Origin of the sequence: Chitinophaga caseinilytica (assembly GCF_038396765.1) — a bacterium.
GTDB lineage: Bacteria > Bacteroidota > Bacteroidia > Chitinophagales > Chitinophagaceae > Chitinophaga > Chitinophaga caseinilytica.
This window is the reverse complement of record NZ_CP150096.1, coordinates 3,791,943-3,808,514: the sequence shown is the minus strand read 5'-3', so window position 1 is coordinate 3,808,514 and position 16,572 is coordinate 3,791,943. Positions and strand designations below refer to the sequence as shown.

General features: G+C 55.8%; 15 protein-coding genes and 1 pseudogene. 2 read left to right on the top strand and 14 right to left on the bottom strand.

What is annotated here, in order from left to right; translation table 11 throughout:
• Nucleotides 1–20: 20 nt before the first annotated feature.
• From nuoG to WJU22_RS15550, 8 genes and pseudogenes are all read right to left on the bottom strand, one after another.
• A complete protein-coding gene (gene nuoG, locus WJU22_RS15585) occupies nucleotides 21–2,720 on the bottom strand; it encodes an NADH-quinone oxidoreductase subunit NuoG (RefSeq protein WP_341839107.1) in 2,700 nt (899 codons plus the stop codon).
• Nucleotides 2,717–4,033 (bottom strand): NADH-quinone oxidoreductase subunit NuoF, encoded by a 1,317-nt coding sequence (nuoF, locus tag WJU22_RS15580; protein ID WP_341839106.1) that lies wholly within the window; start codon nucleotides 4,031–4,033, stop codon nucleotides 2,717–2,719. The genes nuoG and nuoF overlap by 4 nt, the downstream gene beginning before the upstream one ends.
• A gap of 1 nt (nucleotide 4,034) precedes the next feature.
• Complete coding sequence (gene nuoE / locus WJU22_RS15575) at nucleotides 4,035–4,499, bottom strand: NADH-quinone oxidoreductase subunit NuoE (protein WP_341839105.1); 465 nt, start codon at nucleotides 4,497–4,499, stop codon at nucleotides 4,035–4,037.
• An 11-nt stretch (nucleotides 4,500–4,510) separates the two neighbouring features.
• Nucleotides 4,511–6,249: pseudogene (gene nuoC, locus WJU22_RS15570) on the bottom strand (NADH-quinone oxidoreductase subunit C/D).
• Nucleotides 6,250–6,354: 105 nt separating this feature from the next.
• A complete protein-coding gene (locus WJU22_RS15565; protein WP_341839104.1) occupies nucleotides 6,355–7,146 on the bottom strand; it encodes an MBL fold metallo-hydrolase in 792 nt (263 codons plus the stop codon).
• A gap of 39 nt (nucleotides 7,147–7,185) precedes the next feature.
• Nucleotides 7,186–7,824, bottom strand: coding sequence for an NADH-quinone oxidoreductase subunit B family protein (locus tag WJU22_RS15560; RefSeq protein WP_341839103.1), 639 nt, complete (start codon nucleotides 7,822–7,824; stop codon nucleotides 7,186–7,188).
• The gene (locus WJU22_RS15555; RefSeq protein WP_341839102.1) at nucleotides 7,805–8,248 is read right to left on the bottom strand and encodes an NADH-quinone oxidoreductase subunit A; all 444 of its coding nucleotides are present in this window, start codon (nucleotides 8,246–8,248) and stop codon (nucleotides 7,805–7,807) included. Before WJU22_RS15555 ends, WJU22_RS15560 begins: the two co-directional genes overlap by 20 nt.
• A 177-nt stretch (nucleotides 8,249–8,425) precedes the next feature.
• Nucleotides 8,426–8,866 carry a CBS domain-containing protein gene (locus WJU22_RS15550; RefSeq protein ID WP_126249146.1) on the bottom strand — a complete coding sequence of 147 codons (441 nt, stop codon included), beginning with the start codon at nucleotides 8,864–8,866 and terminating at the stop codon, nucleotides 8,426–8,428.
• A 405-nt stretch (nucleotides 8,867–9,271) separates the two neighbouring features.
• Here WJU22_RS15550 and WJU22_RS15545 point away from each other — a divergent pair, with 405 nt between their 5' ends.
• Nucleotides 9,272–10,066 carry a DUF4394 domain-containing protein gene (locus WJU22_RS15545; RefSeq protein WP_341839101.1) on the top strand — a complete coding sequence of 265 codons (795 nt, stop codon included), beginning with the start codon at nucleotides 9,272–9,274 and terminating at the stop codon, nucleotides 10,064–10,066.
• A gap of 99 nt (nucleotides 10,067–10,165) precedes the next feature.
• Here WJU22_RS15545 and WJU22_RS15540 read toward each other — a convergent pair whose 3' ends face one another.
• The 5 genes from WJU22_RS15540 to WJU22_RS15520 form a co-directional block, all read right to left on the bottom strand.
• Nucleotides 10,166–11,860, bottom strand: a complete 1,695-nt coding sequence (locus WJU22_RS15540) for a GMC family oxidoreductase (RefSeq protein WP_341839100.1) — start codon at nucleotides 11,858–11,860, stop codon at nucleotides 10,166–10,168.
• A gap of 76 nt (nucleotides 11,861–11,936) precedes the next feature.
• Entirely contained in the window at nucleotides 11,937–13,631 is a 1,695-nt protein-coding gene (locus WJU22_RS15535; RefSeq protein ID WP_341839099.1) for a GMC family oxidoreductase, read from the bottom strand.
• Nucleotides 13,632–13,665: 34 nt separating this feature from the next.
• Entirely contained in the window at nucleotides 13,666–14,238 is a 573-nt protein-coding gene (locus WJU22_RS15530; RefSeq protein WP_341839098.1) for a gluconate 2-dehydrogenase subunit 3 family protein, read from the bottom strand.
• The gene (locus tag WJU22_RS15525) at nucleotides 14,235–14,660 is read right to left on the bottom strand and encodes a hypothetical protein (RefSeq protein WP_341839097.1); all 426 of its coding nucleotides are present in this window, start codon (nucleotides 14,658–14,660) and stop codon (nucleotides 14,235–14,237) included. Before WJU22_RS15525 ends, WJU22_RS15530 begins: the two co-directional genes overlap by 4 nt.
• Entirely contained in the window at nucleotides 14,657–15,028 is a 372-nt protein-coding gene (locus WJU22_RS15520) for a hypothetical protein (protein WP_341839096.1), read from the bottom strand. The genes WJU22_RS15525 and WJU22_RS15520 overlap by 4 nt, the downstream gene beginning before the upstream one ends.
• Before the next feature lie 80 nt (nucleotides 15,029–15,108).
• Between WJU22_RS15520 and WJU22_RS15515 the strand changes: the two genes are divergently transcribed.
• Nucleotides 15,109–15,405: a hypothetical protein gene (locus tag WJU22_RS15515; RefSeq protein WP_341839095.1), complete on the top strand. Its 297-nt coding sequence runs from the start codon at nucleotides 15,109–15,111 to the stop codon at nucleotides 15,403–15,405.
• Between the two features lie 83 nt (nucleotides 15,406–15,488).
• On the opposite strand, the gene WJU22_RS15510 is transcribed toward WJU22_RS15515, so the two are convergent.
• Complete coding sequence (locus tag WJU22_RS15510; RefSeq protein ID WP_341839094.1) at nucleotides 15,489–16,304, bottom strand: L,D-transpeptidase family protein; 816 nt, start codon at nucleotides 16,302–16,304, stop codon at nucleotides 15,489–15,491.
• Between the last annotated feature and the right edge of the window lie 268 nt (nucleotides 16,305–16,572).

Genomic DNA, 16,572 nt, shown 5'->3' with positions numbered 1-16,572 from the left:
AAATGTTTTAACGTTGTCGTTTACGCCTGCATCTTCGCCAGTACCGGCAAATCCACTACGGGCGAATGCGGCAGTCCCGCGTTCACGCCCGCCAGCCCGCGCGGCATCCAATGGTTGGCCCTGGCCACCAGCTTGCAGGTATGATGGTCCATTTCCACCGTCACCCAGTTACCGGGCGTGATGTTCCATTGCGCGAGATCGTCCGGGTTGAGGAAAATGCAGCAAAAATCAGATGCGTTTTTCGCGATGCCGGATGTGTACATGCTCAGCTCCTCCGACCCGAAAATGTTATAGACCGGTATGATGTGCACATGCCCCGGGATCGGCACGAACGTGTCCGGTGCCTCATGGAAATACGGTGGCCCACCGTTCACATGCGGTTCCAGCAGGCGGATGCCCGGGTCGCCGCCATGGAGGTGCCCTCCTATTTCCTGCTGGTATTTGTTCACGGATTGTACGGAATTCCAGCCCGGCGACCAGAAGAACGGAATGAGCGGTGCCGGCGGTTCTCCCCTGAAACCTTCCATGGTGAAGGACAGCGGCGTATCCTCGTCTTCCGCGGGCTTGGGCTCGCTCACGTTCACATTCGCATCCATGGCCGTTCGCCCGCTGTAGCGGTGCGGCTCGCGGGGGATGCGCTGCCCGTTGATCCTGAAATCGGCGTGCGGCGCGAGATGCTGTACGGATGCGAGAGCCGGCATACCGGTAGTCAGCGCCCAATCGATATCGTCGAGGTTATGGAGGCCGTGGAGCGATGGCACCTGCGCGCGCTCCGCGATCTGGAGGCACCAGCGCCAGCTTTCCTGCACGTCGCCTTTGGGAACGTACACCTGGTAGTAACGCTGCGCGCGGCCTTCGTTGTTGACGACGGTGCCGTCGGCTTCAGCGAAGGTCCCCGCGGGCAGCAGCACCGTCGCTTTCTCGGCGGTGCGGTTGTATAAATGATCGATGAGGATGACATCCTGCGCATGCAGGAAAAATTCGTCGATAAGATGTTCGTCTGCGCGGCGGTAGAGATCGTTTTCCAGCACGATCACCGTATCCGCCTCTCCCTGCCGCAACACATCGATGGCCGTATCGAGCCGGTGGCCGCCGAGCATTTCGAGGCCAAGACTGTTCACTTCCGGCAACGTGAGGCTAAGCATGGGATTGCGGCCTTTGTGTTGTAACGCCCAGGCCACGTTGGCCGCGGCTTTCATCATATGATCGCATCCGCTGCCGTACCCGCCGATGATCAGCGGCCGCTCCGCCGCCAGCAGCGCCACCGCTATTTTTTCGGCCAGCGCGGTTTCTTCCGGCGTCAATCCGGTAATGGGCCCGATGTCGGCCCCTAACTGCTGCGCCACCGCGAAACCCAGTCGCGCCAACTGTTCGGGCGCGCCGCGTTGCACGGCTTCCGCCAGTTCGTCCAGCTTGGTGGGGATGGTGTTGAATATGAAAAGCGGCCCATGATCTTCCTGCACCGCTTCGCGCACGGCGGCGTCCTGCCATTCGGCCAGGTGGATCTGCCCCATGGCGTCGGCCTCCGGCTTCCGCCGAACGGCCTGCCGCACCGCCAATGCGAGCATGGGCGCGGTATTGGTGAGGTCTTCGCCCAAAATAAATACCGCATCGGCCTGCCCTGCTTCCTGCAGGGAAGGCGTACGAACGGGCCCGTCGCGGAGGATTTTCAATGCGAGGGAAGTATGGTCATGGTCCGAATCGGACATGCCGAGGTAGAAATTGTCGTCTCCCACCAGCAGCTTCAGCGCGAAATTCGATTCCAGGCTGGCGCGTGGCGAGCCGATGCCGATGGTGCGGCCGTTCTTCAACCGCGCCGCCACCTGGCCCAGCACCTGTTCCTTATTGACCGTACCATTGGAATGCGGGCGGAACGCGGGTTGCAGGATGCGCTGGTCGCTGTTGACGAACTCATATCCATACCTTCCGCGATCGCAGAGAAAATAGCCGTTCACTTCGCCGTTGTAGCGGTTGGCGATCTGGCGCAGGGAACCGTAACGCTCGCCGGCGCTCGTGTTGCATCCCAGGGAGCAGCCCTGGCAGACCGACGGCGCCCAGGTCATGTCCCACTTCCGGGTGTAATGCGATTTGAGGGTTTTGTCGGTAAACACGCCGGTGGGACAAACTTCCGCAAGATTCCCGCTGAACTCACTTTCCAGCCGGCCGCTTTCGCATCGCCCGAAATACACGTGGTTGTGTGCGGCGAACACGTTGAGGTCTTTTCCGCCGGCATAGTCTTTATAAAAACGCACGCACCGGTAACACTGGATGCAGCGGTTCATTTCGTGGTTGAGGAAGGGCCCGAGGTCCTGGTTCTCGTACGTCCGTTTGGAGAAGCGGTAATTGCGGTACGTGTGGCCCGTCATCACCGTCATGTCCTGCAAATGGCAGGAGCCGCCTTCATCGCACACGGCGCAATCGTGCGGGTGGTTGGTCATGAGCCAGCCGATGACCTGGTCGCGAAAAGCCTTTGCGCCAGGGTCTTCCAGCGAAAGCCGGAGATTGTCGCGCACAGGCTCCATGCATCCCATCACCAGGCGCCCCGTTTTATCGTCTTCGTCCTTGAACACTTTCACGGCGCATTGCCTGCAGGCGCCCACGGAGCCAAGCGCCGGGTGCCAGCAGAAGTACGGAAGGTTTAAACCCAGCTCCAGACAGGCTTCCAGGAGATTCTTCCCCGGCTTCACTTCGTATGGCTTGTTATCGATGTAGATGGTCATAAGTGATGGGTATGATGGAGGTGAGCGGATGCGGGAGCGGCCGGCACGGGGTCGTGATACGGACAGCGGTGTTCCCGGATGTGTCTTTCAAAATCGTCGCGGAAATATTTGAGCGCGCTTTGCAAAGGCTCCATGGCACCGGGCGCCAGCGCGCAGAAAGTGTTCCCTGGCCCGAGCCATTCGGTATGGCGGAGCAGGAGCTCGAGGTCTTCGTTGCGCCCCCTTCCCTGCTCGATGGCCCAGAGGAGCTTTTCCGTCCAGGGAAGGCCTTCGCGGCAGGGTGTGCAGAAACCGCAGGATTCCTGTGCGAAGAAGTGCTCGAGGTTGTGTACGAACCCGACGGGACAGGTCTGATCGTCGAGCACCACCATCGTTCCCGTTCCCAAACGACTGCCTGCTGCGGCAACGCCGGCGAAATCGAGGGTGATATCCATGTGTTTTTCGATGAGGAAGTCGGTGGATGCGCCGCCCGGCAACACGCCCCGGAAACCGAAGCCGTTTTTCATGCCGCCGGCGTAATCTTCCATCAATTCGCGCATCGTGATGCCCATGGGGAGTTCCCAGGCGCCGGGTTTGTTCACGCGGCCGGAAACGCCGTAAATTTTGGTGCCGCCGTCGGCCGTTCTGCTCAGTGATTTAAACCAGTCTGCGCCTTTATTGACGATATGGGGGATGAACGACAGTGTTTCGACGTTGTTGACGATGGTGGGTTTGCCGAACAGTCCGGAGACTTGCGGGAACGGGGGTTTGGCGCGCGGCGTGGCGCGTTTGCCTTCGAGGGAATTGAGGAGCGCGGTTTCTTCGCCGCACATGTATCTCCCCACGCCCGTATGCAAATGCATTTCAAGGGAATACCCGGTGCCGAGGATATCTTTTCCCAGGTACCCCGCATCATACGCCTCCGCGATCGCCTTCCGCACAGCGATGGCCGCGTCTTTATACGCCCAGCGGAGGAACACGAACGCTTCGGTGGCCTGAATCGCGTACGCCGCTACGATCATCCCTTCCAGCAGCTGATGGGGATTGCCTTCCAGCAGCCATCTGTCTTTGAACGTTCCCGGTTCCATTTCGTCGGCATTGGCCACGAGGTACTTGGGGCCGGGAACGTCCATCGGCACGAAGCTCCACTTCATGCCGGTGCTGAATCCCGCGCCGCCACGGCCTTTCATGTTGGATTCCTTCACCAGTGCCGTCACTTCCTGCGGCTGCATATGGCGAACCGCCTTGCGCACGGCCTGGTAGCCGCCGATGGCCTCGTACTGGCGGATCTCCAGCGGCGGAAAGGTGATGTGTTGTGTGAGCGGTCGTTCCATATCAGGTATATTTTTCGAGTATGTCAGCTAATGCGGAAGGTTGCAGATCGCGGTAGGTATCCTTGTCGACCATCATCGCCGGCGCATGGTCGCAGGTGCCGAGGCAGGGATTGGGCAGCAGGGTGAAACGCCCGTCTGCCGTCGTTTGCCCGTACTGGATCTCCAGCAGCCGCGTCAATTCGGCATGGATGCCTTTGAGGCCCATCACGTAACAGCTGATGCTGTCGCACAACAGGATGATGTGCCGGCCAACGGGCTGGCGGAAGATGAGGTTGTAGAAGGTGGCCACGCTGTCTACCTCTTCCGCACTCATATCGAGGATATCGGCCACGTCGCGGATACTTTCGTCAGACACCCATCTGCGGTGTTCCTGGACGATCTTGAGGGCTTCTATGCAGGCGGCCTTTTTGATGGGCACCTGCCGGATCTCTTCCTCGATTTTCTCTTTTTCGGTCATCGATAGCATACAATTCGTTTTTACCGGTCAATGTCTGCCAGCACGTAATCCATGGCGCCGAGGATGGATAAAAGGTCGGCCACTGTATACCCGCGGCTGATGTACGGGATCATCTGCATATGTGCGAACGAAGGCGTGCGCACGCGCACCCGGTAGGGCGCGGTGTTGCCGTCGCTGGTGAGGTAATAGCTGTTCCATCCTTTCGTGGCTTCGGTGACGATCATGGCTTCGCCGTTGGGGATCACCGGGCCCCAGGAAACGTGGAGGAAATGATGGATGAGGGTTTCGATGTCCTGCATCGTGTATTGCTTCACCGGCGGTGTGGCCAGCGGATGATCAGATTTGTACGGGCCTTCGGGCATGTTGTTCAGGCATTGCTCGATGATGCGGAGGCTTTCCCACATTTCCTGCACGCGCACCACGGCCCGGTCGTAACAGTCGCCGTTCTGGCCCGTCGGGATGTCGAATTCATAGTGCTCATATCCGCTGTAGGGCCGCTTCTTGCGCATATCCCAATCCATCCCGCAGGCCCGCAGGTTGGGGCCGGTAGCGCCCCAGTCGATGGCCTCTTCCAGCGAAAAACCCCGATGCCCACCGTGCGCGCCTTGAAGATCGCGTTGCGCATGACCATCTTGTCGTACTCCTTCAATTTCTTCGGGAAGTATTGCACGAATTCGCGGACGAGCTTATCCCATCCCTGCGGCAGGTCCTGCGCCACGCCGCCGATACGGAACCAGTTGGGATGCATCCGCCCGCCGCAGACGGCTTCGATGATATTGAAGATCTTTTCCCGGTCGGTGAACATGTAGAACACGGGAGAAAGCTGCCCCACGTCCTGCGCGAAAGTGCCGTACCACACGAGGTGACTGGCGATGCGGAACAGTTCGCAAAGCATGACGCGGATCACTTCGGCCCGTTGCGGGATGTGGATGCCGGCCAGTTTTTCTACGGAAAGTAAGTAAGCGAGGTTATTGTTGACGCCGCCGAGGTAATCGATGCGGTCTGTGTAGGGAATGTAGGTGTGCCAGCTCTGGCGTTCCCCCATTTTTTCGGCGCCGCGGTGATGGAAACCGATGTCTGGCACGGCGTCTACGATATCTTCACCGGATAGCTGGAGAATGATCCGGAGCACGCCGTGGGTGCCGGGGTGTTGGGGGCCGATGTTGAGGAACATGAAATCGGAGTCGTCGGACTGCCGCTGGAGGCCCCATTCTTCCGGGTCGAACTGCAGGGCCTCCTGCTCCCTGTCTTCTTTTTCGGGAAACAATCGGAACGGCCCCATTTCGGTGGCCCGTGCGGGATGCTCCTTGCGGAGTGGGTGCCCCTCCCAGGTGGTAGGCATAAGAATGCGGCGAAGCAGGGGATGCCCATCGAAACGGATGCCGAACATATCGAACACTTCCCTTTCATACCAGTTGGCAGACGGCCAGATGTGGGTTACGCTGGGGGTGGACGGGAATTCGCCGCGGAGGGCTACTTTCAGGCGGAGGAAGGCATTTCGTTCGAAGGAAAAGAGATGGTAGACGAGGGTGAATTCGCAGGTGCCGTTGTACTTACTTTTACAAGCACGCTCATCGATGGCCGTGAGGTCATAGAGCATGCGGTAAGGTTGGTCCGCTTCACTGCGGAGGTACTCCAGTACAGGTACGATCTTCCCTTGTGGCGTCCAGATGGTGGGCGTCTCATCCCGGGTGAGCTGTTCATGGAACAGCTGCTCGCCGAACCGGGAGCAGAGGGCAGAAAAGATGCTTGCAGGCATGATGTGGGTTTTGTGTATCCATGCGCCTGGCTGCTGGCTTTTCCAGTCTGTTATACCCTTGCTTGAAATGAGCTGTTGGTCGCTATATCGGGTTTTGTATCAGTTTCAGATTCTTTCTTCCGGTTCATGCACCCTTATCGTTGCCTCTTCTCCTGCCGCCGCTGCGGCCCTTTGCGGATGCCCGCCGTGATGATGATGGTGGCCGATGAACTTCCGGCCGAATTTCATGCCTGCACCGTGCAGAATGCTTTTTCCGTGACCGAAACAGGCGATGTCGAAATCGAACGTCGCCAGCTTTTCGAGGCTGTGCCTCCCTGCTTCGAAGTCTTCGTAAAAGGTCGAATACCCCAGTCCGAAGAGATTGTCGCAGGCATCTGCCGCAAACAGCACATTCTTCGCCCCCGGGAAGAAAAAGGCCAGTTGCCCTTCGCTATGCCCCGGAATGTGCACCGCCTGAATCCCGCCGCCGATGGGCAGCCATTCGCCGTCTTCCAGCAACCGGTCTATCCGGAACGGCGTGATGGAACCGGGCGCCCCGGCAATGAACATCCGGTAAATGAGGCGGTTGACCAGCCCCGTGAAATGCGGACGTTCGGGCTTCGGGATGTACCCCGCTTCCACCCACTTCCTCTCGGCCGGATGCATGTATATCTTCGCACCCGTAATGGCCTTCAGGTCGGCAGCGCTGCCGGAATGGTCCGGGTGGCTGTGTGTCAGCAGGATGTTTTTCAGGTCATCCGGCTGCCGGCCGATGGATTGCAGCAGTTCCAAAATGAGGCCGCTGCTGTCGGGCTCTCCCGTGTCTATGAGCGTCAGCTTTTCATCGTCGATCAGAAATGCGTTCGACTTTCCCAGGTTCAGTTCATAGACATTCTCGGTGATCCTTCGGATACTCATGCAGTGTAGGTTTATAGGTTGCGGCGGACGGGATCCCTTTCAGATTTCGTCCGGCGTCTTGAATTCGGTCATATTCTGGCGCTTCTCGCGGAAGCGGTCTTTCATCGATTCTTTTTCGGGCCTGATCACGCCCTGGTCGCCGATCGTCCAGCTCAGGGGGCGCAGTTCCTTCCCGACTGATTCCTGCAACAGCAGCAGGCCGTGCATGAAGGCGTCGGGGCGCGGCGGGCATCCGGGCACGTATACGTCTACCGGTAAAAACTTGTCGACGCCCTGTACCACACTGTAAATATCATACATCCCGCCTGAATTCGCGCAGCTGCCCATAGAAATTACCCAGCGCGGTTCCATCATCTGTTCGTATAGCCGCTGGATGATGGGCGCCATCTTGATGAAAACGGTCCCGGCGATGATCATGACGTCTGCTTCGCGGGGCGTTCCGCGGATCACTTCCGCGCCGAACCGAGCGAGATCGTACTTGGGCGTCATCCCCGTGGCCATTTCCACGAAGCAGCAGGAAAGCCCGAAGTGGAAGGGCCACATGCTGTTTTTGCGGCCCCAGGCCACGAGGCGCTCTACGGAGGTGAGCATCACGCTCTGGCCCACGGAGTCTTCGGCCGAATAATTGCCGTTGCTGCGCGGCGCGGCTTCTTTCGGTTCAGTTAACCACCACTTCATGGCTATCGGTTTTAGGTTGAAGGGATGTGGACTTCATCTTCCGGAAGGCTTTCAGGATTTTCTTTCCATCAGGCCCGAAATCCAATGCGCCGTTCCGCCATTCGTAAATGAGCACGACGAGCAGAATGGCGATGAAGACAGACACGCCGATGAACCCCGCCCATCCGAGCTCTCCGAACGCGATGGCCCAGGAGATCACGAAAACGGTCTCGATGTCGAAGATGACAAACAACATGGCAACAAGGTAAAATTGGGACGGGAAGCGGAGACGCGCGGAGCCGGTAGATAAAATACCGGATTCATAAGCTTCGCCCGTAGAGCGGTCTTTATGGCGCTGGCCCAGCAGGTAGGACAGACCCAGGATCGCCAGTACCAATACAAGTACGATGGCGCCAAATACGAGAAATGGCCAGGTTGGGTGCATAACAGTCGTTTTATGGGTTCATCTGCGGATAATCCGGATGGGCGCTGGTGAGGGATCCTTTGCGGTTGTTGTATTGTAGCCAATCAAAATCCAACTCCTGGCACCGGGCAGATGCAGGCCATAAAACAATAAACAACGCCGGGGATGTGGCTGTCTGTAACTGTTGTAACTGATCCGTTAATGATGCGTGCCGGTAATATAGCACTCCAGGTTTTCAATGATGTGCTTCTGTTCGTCCATGATATATTTCACTACATCCCCGATGGAGACAATGCCGATGAGTCTTCCTCCGGCATCCACCACCGGCAAATGCCGGATTCTTTTATCGGTCATCTTACACATGCAGTTCTCGATCGTTTCGTCTTCCGAAACCGTGATCGGATGTTCTGTCATGATCTCGCGGATCGTGGTCTCTTTCGAAGCACGACCTTTCAATATTACCCGGCGCGCATAATCGCGCTCGGAAAATATGCCCATAAAATGATCTTTATCTACGACGGTGAGGGCGCCAACATTCCGGTCCACCAATACTTTAAGGGCTTCATAAACGGTGCTGTCCGGATGTACGGAGTAAACTGCGTGACCTTTGCCCACCAAGATGTCTCTGACTCTCCCCATGGTAAGCTCTATTTAAGTTTTAACAATAACGTGTGCGAAAAACCTACTTTAAGTTACCTTAATTAATTCGTAAAATCAAAAAGAAGCGGGAAAAAAGCCGTCAACAAATTTGTTTGCGCCCCTATTCCCGCTACCAAATAATCCGTTATACGTGTAAATTTTTAACCCGATGTTAATCCCCACTGCAACGGCCCTTCCGTTATTCCATCCGTGAACGCCCGGATACCGACGCAACAACCGTCTGATGCCGGTCAAACACCACAATTTCGTTGGTGCCGGATCGCAGCCAGGCGGCAAGGCAAAATTTCAATTCTATACCAAATGGTTCAAATTATTTTTGTACTATTTGGTATAAAATGTGATTTCGGGGAGCAATCCATTTCCAGAACGATTAACTCCTCCGTCATGAAATCCACTCCCCTTGCGGCTTCCGCCGTACTTTTCCTTTTATTCTCCTGTAGCAAAAGTGATAAAAAACGGGATCCCGAGCCCCTGAAACCCAACGCCTGGGCACTTACGACCGACCATAAACTCCTCGGCTTCCGGATCGAAGAGCCCGGTAAGATCATCACCAACCTCGCCATCACAGGCATTCCCGCCGGACAAACACTCGTCGGGCTGGACATCCGGCCGGCTGATGGACAACTCTACGCGTCTACACATACCCGTCTATACAAAATCAACAGGGAAACCGCCGCCACAACGTTGTACAGCACCAATACTTACGAATTCAAACTGTACAGCGAAGAACTGGGGATCGATTTCAACCCCGTCTCGGATTACCTGCGCATCGTCGGCAACCAGGACGAAAACGTCGTGATCGCACCGGAAGACGGCCACCTCGTCCGCGCAGATGGCGTCATCAATCCTACCGTGCTTACCATTACCGCCTCCGCCTATTCCAATAATTTCAAAGGCGCCACCAGCACTACGTTGTATCATATCACCACTTCGGGCACGCTGGTAAAACAATATGAACCGCCTACCGGCTACGTCAATGGCATCGGCCAGTTGGGCATCACCAATCTCAGCGTCATCAACGGTTTCGATATTTCAGGCAAGGATAACCGGGCATATGCCGCGCTCACGACCCGTGCCGATAATGTCACCAAACTCTACCGTATCAACCTGGCAACCGGTGAAGCTACCGATATTGCCACGTTCCCCATACACATCAGCGGCCTTGCGCTTGAGCTATAACCGTACTACCAGACTACTTCTCTTCCATATCCCCCTGCCTATGCCCAAAAAGAAAGGCCGGCAATGCGCCGGCCTTTCGTATGTACATCACTGTTATGACTACAAATTCTGTTTCTTCAGCTCGTTCACGCCATGGTCCACCGCACGCGCGGTAAGCGCCATGTAGGTGATCGACGGGTTTTGACAGGCCGATGAGCTCATGCACGCGCCGTCTGTGATGAACACGTTCTTTGCCGCATGCACCTGGTTGAAACCGTTGAGCACGGAGGTTTTGGGATCGCGGCCCATGCGCGCCGTCCCCATTTCGTGGATGCAATGGCCCGGAGGCGGCATATCATCACTACCGCCAACGTTCTTCAATCCTGCCGCTTCCAGCATTTCCTTCGCGCTTTCCAGCATGTCTTTGCGCATGGCCAGCTCGTTGTCGCGGAAGTTGCAGTCGATGTCCAGCGTGGGCAGCCCCCATTTGTCGGTTTTCGATTTATTGAGGCGCACGGTATTGTCCGCATACGGCAGATGTTCGCCCCATGCACCGATCCACATGCCCCATTCACCGGGTTCCGTATTATTTTCTTTCAGTTCGATGCCGATGCCGTCCATCGTTTGTTTTCGGCCGCGCCCGGCGCCGCCCTGGTAGCCGAATCCGCGCACATAATCCTTTCGGTTGGTATTGCCGCCGATATTGCGGAACCGGGGGATGTATATACCGTTGGCCCGCCGGCCGTAAGTGTATTGGTCCTGGAACCCGTCGAACGACCCGCCGGCGCCAACGCCGAAATGATGGTCCATGAGGTTGCGGCCCACCTGGTCGCTATCGTTGCCGAACCCGTTGGGGAAGCGGTTGCTGACGGAATTGAGGAGGATGGCGGTGGTACCGAGCGTGGAGGCGTTGAGGAAGATGATCTTTGCAGTGTATTCGATCACTTCTTTCGTTTCCGCGTCCATGATGCGCACGCCTTTCGCTTTCTGCGTGCTTTCGTCGTACAAAACTTCCAGCACGATGGAGTGCGGGCGGAGCGTGAGGTTCTTCGTTTTTTCAGCCGCCGGAAGGGTGACGCCGTTGCTGCTGAAGTACGCGGTGAAAGGGCATCCCCGCGCGCAAAGGTCGCGGTACTGGCAGGGCCCTCTCCCATTGTGCGCTTCGGTAACGTGCGCACAACGGCCGATGGTCATGATGCGGTCTTTGTAATGTTCCCTGATGCGCGCTGCCACGTGTTTTTCGAGGCAGTTCATCTCCATGGCCTTGAGGAATTCGCCATCGGGCAATTGGGGCAGGTTTTCTGCCTGGCCGCTGATCCCGATATATTTTTCGACATAGCTGTACCAGGGCGCAACGTCTTTGTACCTGATAGGCCAGTCTACGCCGTGGCCGTCTTTGGCGTTGGCCTCGAAGTCGATATCGCTCCAGCGGTAGACCTGCCGCCCCCACATGAGCGACCGGCCGCCGACATGGTTGCCGCGCAGCCAGTTGAAGGGCTTGATTTCGTTGTAAGGATTTTCCTTATCGTTCACCCAGAAATGCTGGGTGGCTTCGTCGAACGCGTAGCAACGGCTCTGGATGGGATGGTTCTCCTCCATTTCCCGGGTAAATTTACCGTGGTGGGGATAGTCCCAGGGATTCCAGTTAGCGGTCGGATAATCCTTGATATGCTCAACGTTCCTGCCTCTTTCCAGCACGAGGGTCTTGAGCCCTTTTTCGCACAGCTCCTTGGCTGCCCAGCCGCCGCTGATGCCCGATCCTACCACGATGGCGTCGTAGGAATTTTCGGCCGCGGCCTTGATGTTAAGATTCATTGTAGCGTGGGTTTTTAAACGGGAAAAGCCGCACAGAACGCGGCTTTTCCCTGGTAGTTATGCCTTAGTTCCCTTATCAGATATTTCCTTTCTTCAGTTCCTTCACGGCATGGTCGGCCGCGCGGGCGGTCAGGGCCATATAAGTGAGGGAAGGATTCACGCAGGAAGCGGATGTCATACAGGCGCCGTCTGTCACGAATACGTTTTTGGCGGCATGCACCTGGTTGAATTCGTTGAGGACAGAGGTTTTGGGATCGCGTCCCATGCGGGCGGTACCCATTTCGTGGATCGCCATACCGGGCCAGGAGCCGTTGTCGTACGTTTTCACGTTCTTCACGCCGGCAGCTTCCAACATTTCGGCCGCATCGTTCATCATATCCTTGCGCATCTTCATCTCGTTTTCCTTGAATTCTGCGTTGAAGCGCAGCGTAGGCTGGCCCCATGCGTCGGTCACGGATTTATCGAGGGTCACGAAGTTATCTTCGTACGGGAGACATTCGCCGAAGCCGCCGATGCCCATGCTCCATTTGCCGGGCTCGGTGAGCATTTCCTTGAAATCCTTGCCCACACCCATTTCCGCGATACCGCGGCTCCATCCGCTGCGCGAAGCGCCGCCCTGGTAGCCGAAACCACGCAGGTAATCGCGCTTGTCGTTTCCGATGTTGCGATAGCGGGGGATGTAGATGCCGTTGGCACGGCGTCCGTAGAAATATTTATCGTCGTACCCTTCCATCACGCCGGATGCGCCGGTGCGGAAGTGGTGGTCCATGAGGTATTTGCCCAATGCGCCGCTGTCGTTCCCGAACCCGTTGGGGAAACGGTCGCTGATGGAGTTCATCAGTACGAACGTGGAGCCGAGGGTGGAACCGTTCACGAAGATGATCTTCGCATAGAACTCGATCATTTCTTTCGAATTCTTATCAATAACGCGAACGCCGGTGGCTTTGCCTGCCTTGTCGTCGTAGATGAGGCTGTTCACGATGGAATCGGGGCGCAGCGTGAGGTTGCCGGTTGCTACGGCCGCCGGGAGTGTCGACGATTGGGTGCTGAAATATCCGCCGAACGGACAGCCGCGGCTGCACAGGTTCCTGAACTGGCATTTGGTACGGCCGGGCAGGTCTTGCGTGATGTTGGCCACACGGCCCATGATGAATTTCCTTCCGCCGAAAGCCGCTTCGATCTTGCCTTTCACGTCTTTTTCCACGCAGTTCATTTCCATGGGCGGCATGAAGATGCTGTCGGGCAGCTGGGGCAGGTTTTCGGTGGTACCGCTGATACCTACGAATTTCTCAACGTATTCGTACCAGGGCTGAATGTCTTTATAACGGATCGGCCAGTCTACCGCGATGCCGTCTTTGGCATTGGCGCCGAAGTCGAGATCGCTCCAGCGGTAGCTTTGGCGGCCCCACATGATAGATTTGCCGCCTACGATATCGGGGCGGTACCAGTCGAAGCGTTTATCTTCCTGGTAGGGTGCTTTACTATCGTTGATCCAGTATTTTTCGTTGTGTTCGGAGTAAGGATAATCGCGGCTGAGTTTCTCGTGCGACTGGCGCTGGTCTTGCGTGATCCTGCCGCGGTGCGGGAATTCCCAGGGATCTTTGGTGGCGGTTTCGTATTTGCCGTGCTCGAGGTTGTGGCCGCGTTCGAGCATGAGTACTTTGAGTCCTTTTTCGGTCAGTTCTTTGGCAGCCCATCCGCCGCTCACGCCGGAGCCGATCACGATGGCGTCAAACGTATGCTGGTCCTGCGCTTTTATGTTCAGGTTCATGTTGATCAGTTTTTAATACATGTGGAAATACGGGTTACGCCCATGCGCGGTCGCCTTTTTTGTAGGGCACGCAGCCTTCGTAGCGGCCGGGCACGGCGATGTATCGCAGGGCTTCGGTGGCGCCGGGCTTGGACGTGAAATAGCCGAGCAGCGTCAGCTCTTTCATGTACTGGAAGTAGTGAACGGGATCGTCCTTCTTCTTGTTTTCGCGTTTGTTGTAATCCACACGCTCCTGGTCGATGGCGGTGAGCAGTTCGGTGCGCTGTTCTGGCGTGAGGTCCATGAACACTTTACCGTCGAATTTCTTTTTACTTTCTTCATTGATCTTGTTCAGCCCGCCTTCAAACACTTTCTGTGCTTTTTCGTCGTAGCAGTCGTTGATCATGGTAACGATGAAGTCCTGCACGCCCGCGGCTTTCGCGCCAGGCGTACTGGTGGCAGGAATGATGGTTTCTGCGATCTCTGCGAGTAGTTCCTTCGTTTCGGGTGTTTGCAAGGTATATGTCGCTGGCCTGGATTTGCAACCCTCCAGTGCCGCTAACGTGGAAGCGGAAAGCGCGGTACCCATGAGTATCGCCACATTCCTGATGGCATCTCTTCTGTTCATAATAGTAAATTGATTTGACCTTTGTGGAAAAATCCAAAAAATTTGCGAGAAAGCAAAATAATTTGACCCCCTGGGGAAAATAATGTGTAAATATGACACGTAGGGAGCAATAGCCGTTTGTAATTTTCAGCTGTAATACACGTGGATGGCCGATCCCGGGATGGGAATATTTGCTTATTTCCCGGTACTTTTTTCTGCGGGGCATCATCGCGCGGATGGGCTACCGGCCCCTGCATGGGTTTGCGGGCGCTTACGGCCCAGGCGAAAATCTGGATGATGACGGCGATGCCGAGCCCCATTTGCAGCACGCTTTCCGTATCCGCCCATCGTGCTTCTCCCATCCAAATGGCTATCAACCAGTATCCTGCAAAGCAAACTCCGGCGGTTATCCAGAAGTATGGGAAACGGTGGAACAGGTTCATCCCTTGAGTTTTAGGAGGTGCTTTTTCCCGGGTGCTTTTTCAGCATCCCGTTTCCGCCTTTCTTCCTTCACTACCGAATCCCAGATAATAAGGACCACCGGCAGGAATACAAACCCGGCTACCGACCAGCTATCGGCCAGCAAACCGCGCCCTTCCTTGTCGAAAAGCGAGCCCTTGCCGACGACGGCCCCTAAAACGACCGCCAGCAGAAATCCCAGCGCCAGTACGCTTACCGCCTGAAAAACCCTTCGCAGGAAGATGCGGACAACTTGCCAGGCATCGACCCCACCTTCCCCGAGGCGTACCCATGCGAGCGCGAACAGGGCAATCGCGAATCCGCCGAAGTAAAAGAACTTGAAGTATTCCATTGGCAAAAAGATGCAGACTGAATATACGGAAAATCTCCGGTCAGTTGGCCGCCTTCTCCTCATTCCGCACTTTCTCCCAAATGGCCACAACCATTGCGCTGAGCGTTATACAAAAAATCGGCACCATCTCATCCAGCTCCGTTTTCCAAACCTCCGCCGAAAAAGTCCGGCCCTTGAGCAGCATGCTCACCACTATCCATAAAAAAATCAACGCAGTGCAGATCGCCGCGTTCCGCAACAATTGCCGCGAATACGAGCGAAATTGCTGCTTCCAGGGGCGCTTTTTCCAGGCGGCGTACATCAACACCACGAAAACCCAAAAGACGTACCATAGCGGTAACAACAGGAACCAATTATTCATTGGGAAAGGGATATAACAATGAATATAGGAAACTGCCGCCCAAAAACAAAACAGCCCCCCGTTTACCGGAGGGCTGCCCTATATAAAATTTCATCTGGATCAATTCGTGTGCTGCGCCGGACGGCCACCGCCGATCTGCGCCACAGCGGGTTCCGGCGTGGGCGCCGTATACACGTACTTGCCCTGGCTGTTCACCATCACCACCGGCATTTTGCGCGTTTTCTCGAAGTAATCGTATGCATTCTTCAGGTTTAGCCAGAATTTCTGGGACTCGTTGTCGGTGAGCGACTGGCTGCCCAGGTAATCCATGCTCCGGCTGTTGCCGAACCGTACAGGGAAAACATGCACAGGAATGAAATCCTGTCCGGCGTTCTTGGCCTGCACCGCCATGATGTATACTTCGGATATAAATTCGTCCGTCAGCGGAATGCAACCAACCGTGAGGCAGGAACCATGGATATAAATGTCCCCGCCCGGTTTCTTCTGATCGCTGAGCACGCGGTCGGAATAGTTCGGGTAATTGATACCCAGGCTAAGGTGATAACTGCTGTTGGGATTGAAATCGTTGATATAGTAGAACCCTTCCGGCACCTGGCGGTCGCCCTCCTTCCGTTTCGGCCCCATTTTGCCCGAAAGCGAACAGACACGGTAGGTTTTTACGAGGGTGAACGTGTCGCCGGGGTTGTTCCGTGCCCAGATCTCCATTTCACTGTCCAGCTTGAAGCTGCGGATGTAAATCTGTTTGGCCGGCCAGGCGATGCCTTTTTTGGCGCACTCTTTTTTAATGCTTTCTTCCTTCTCCCTGAACGCTTCACCTACCCTCGGGAACAGTTTCTGGTTCTCGAGGAAGGATTGCTGCGCATGCGCACCATAGGTGCCGAGGAGGGATAAAATACCGATGAATAACCGCTTCATATCTAGTCTGTCTTACCAATTCATGCCAGAAAATAATATGCCAGGTAGAATAATATAAATGCAAAAATAACATATATTATCGAACCTACCTTCTTGTTGGCAAATCTTAGTACATAATGCCGGTTGCCGGCGAAGATCAGGTAGGCTGTCAGCAGTTGCATAAGCCCTGCCAAAATGAACAGATACCCGAATAAATCTCGTAATTCCATAAATATTAACGCCAAATTTAACTATTTAGTGGGTAAAAGCCTACCAAAAACCGAATTTT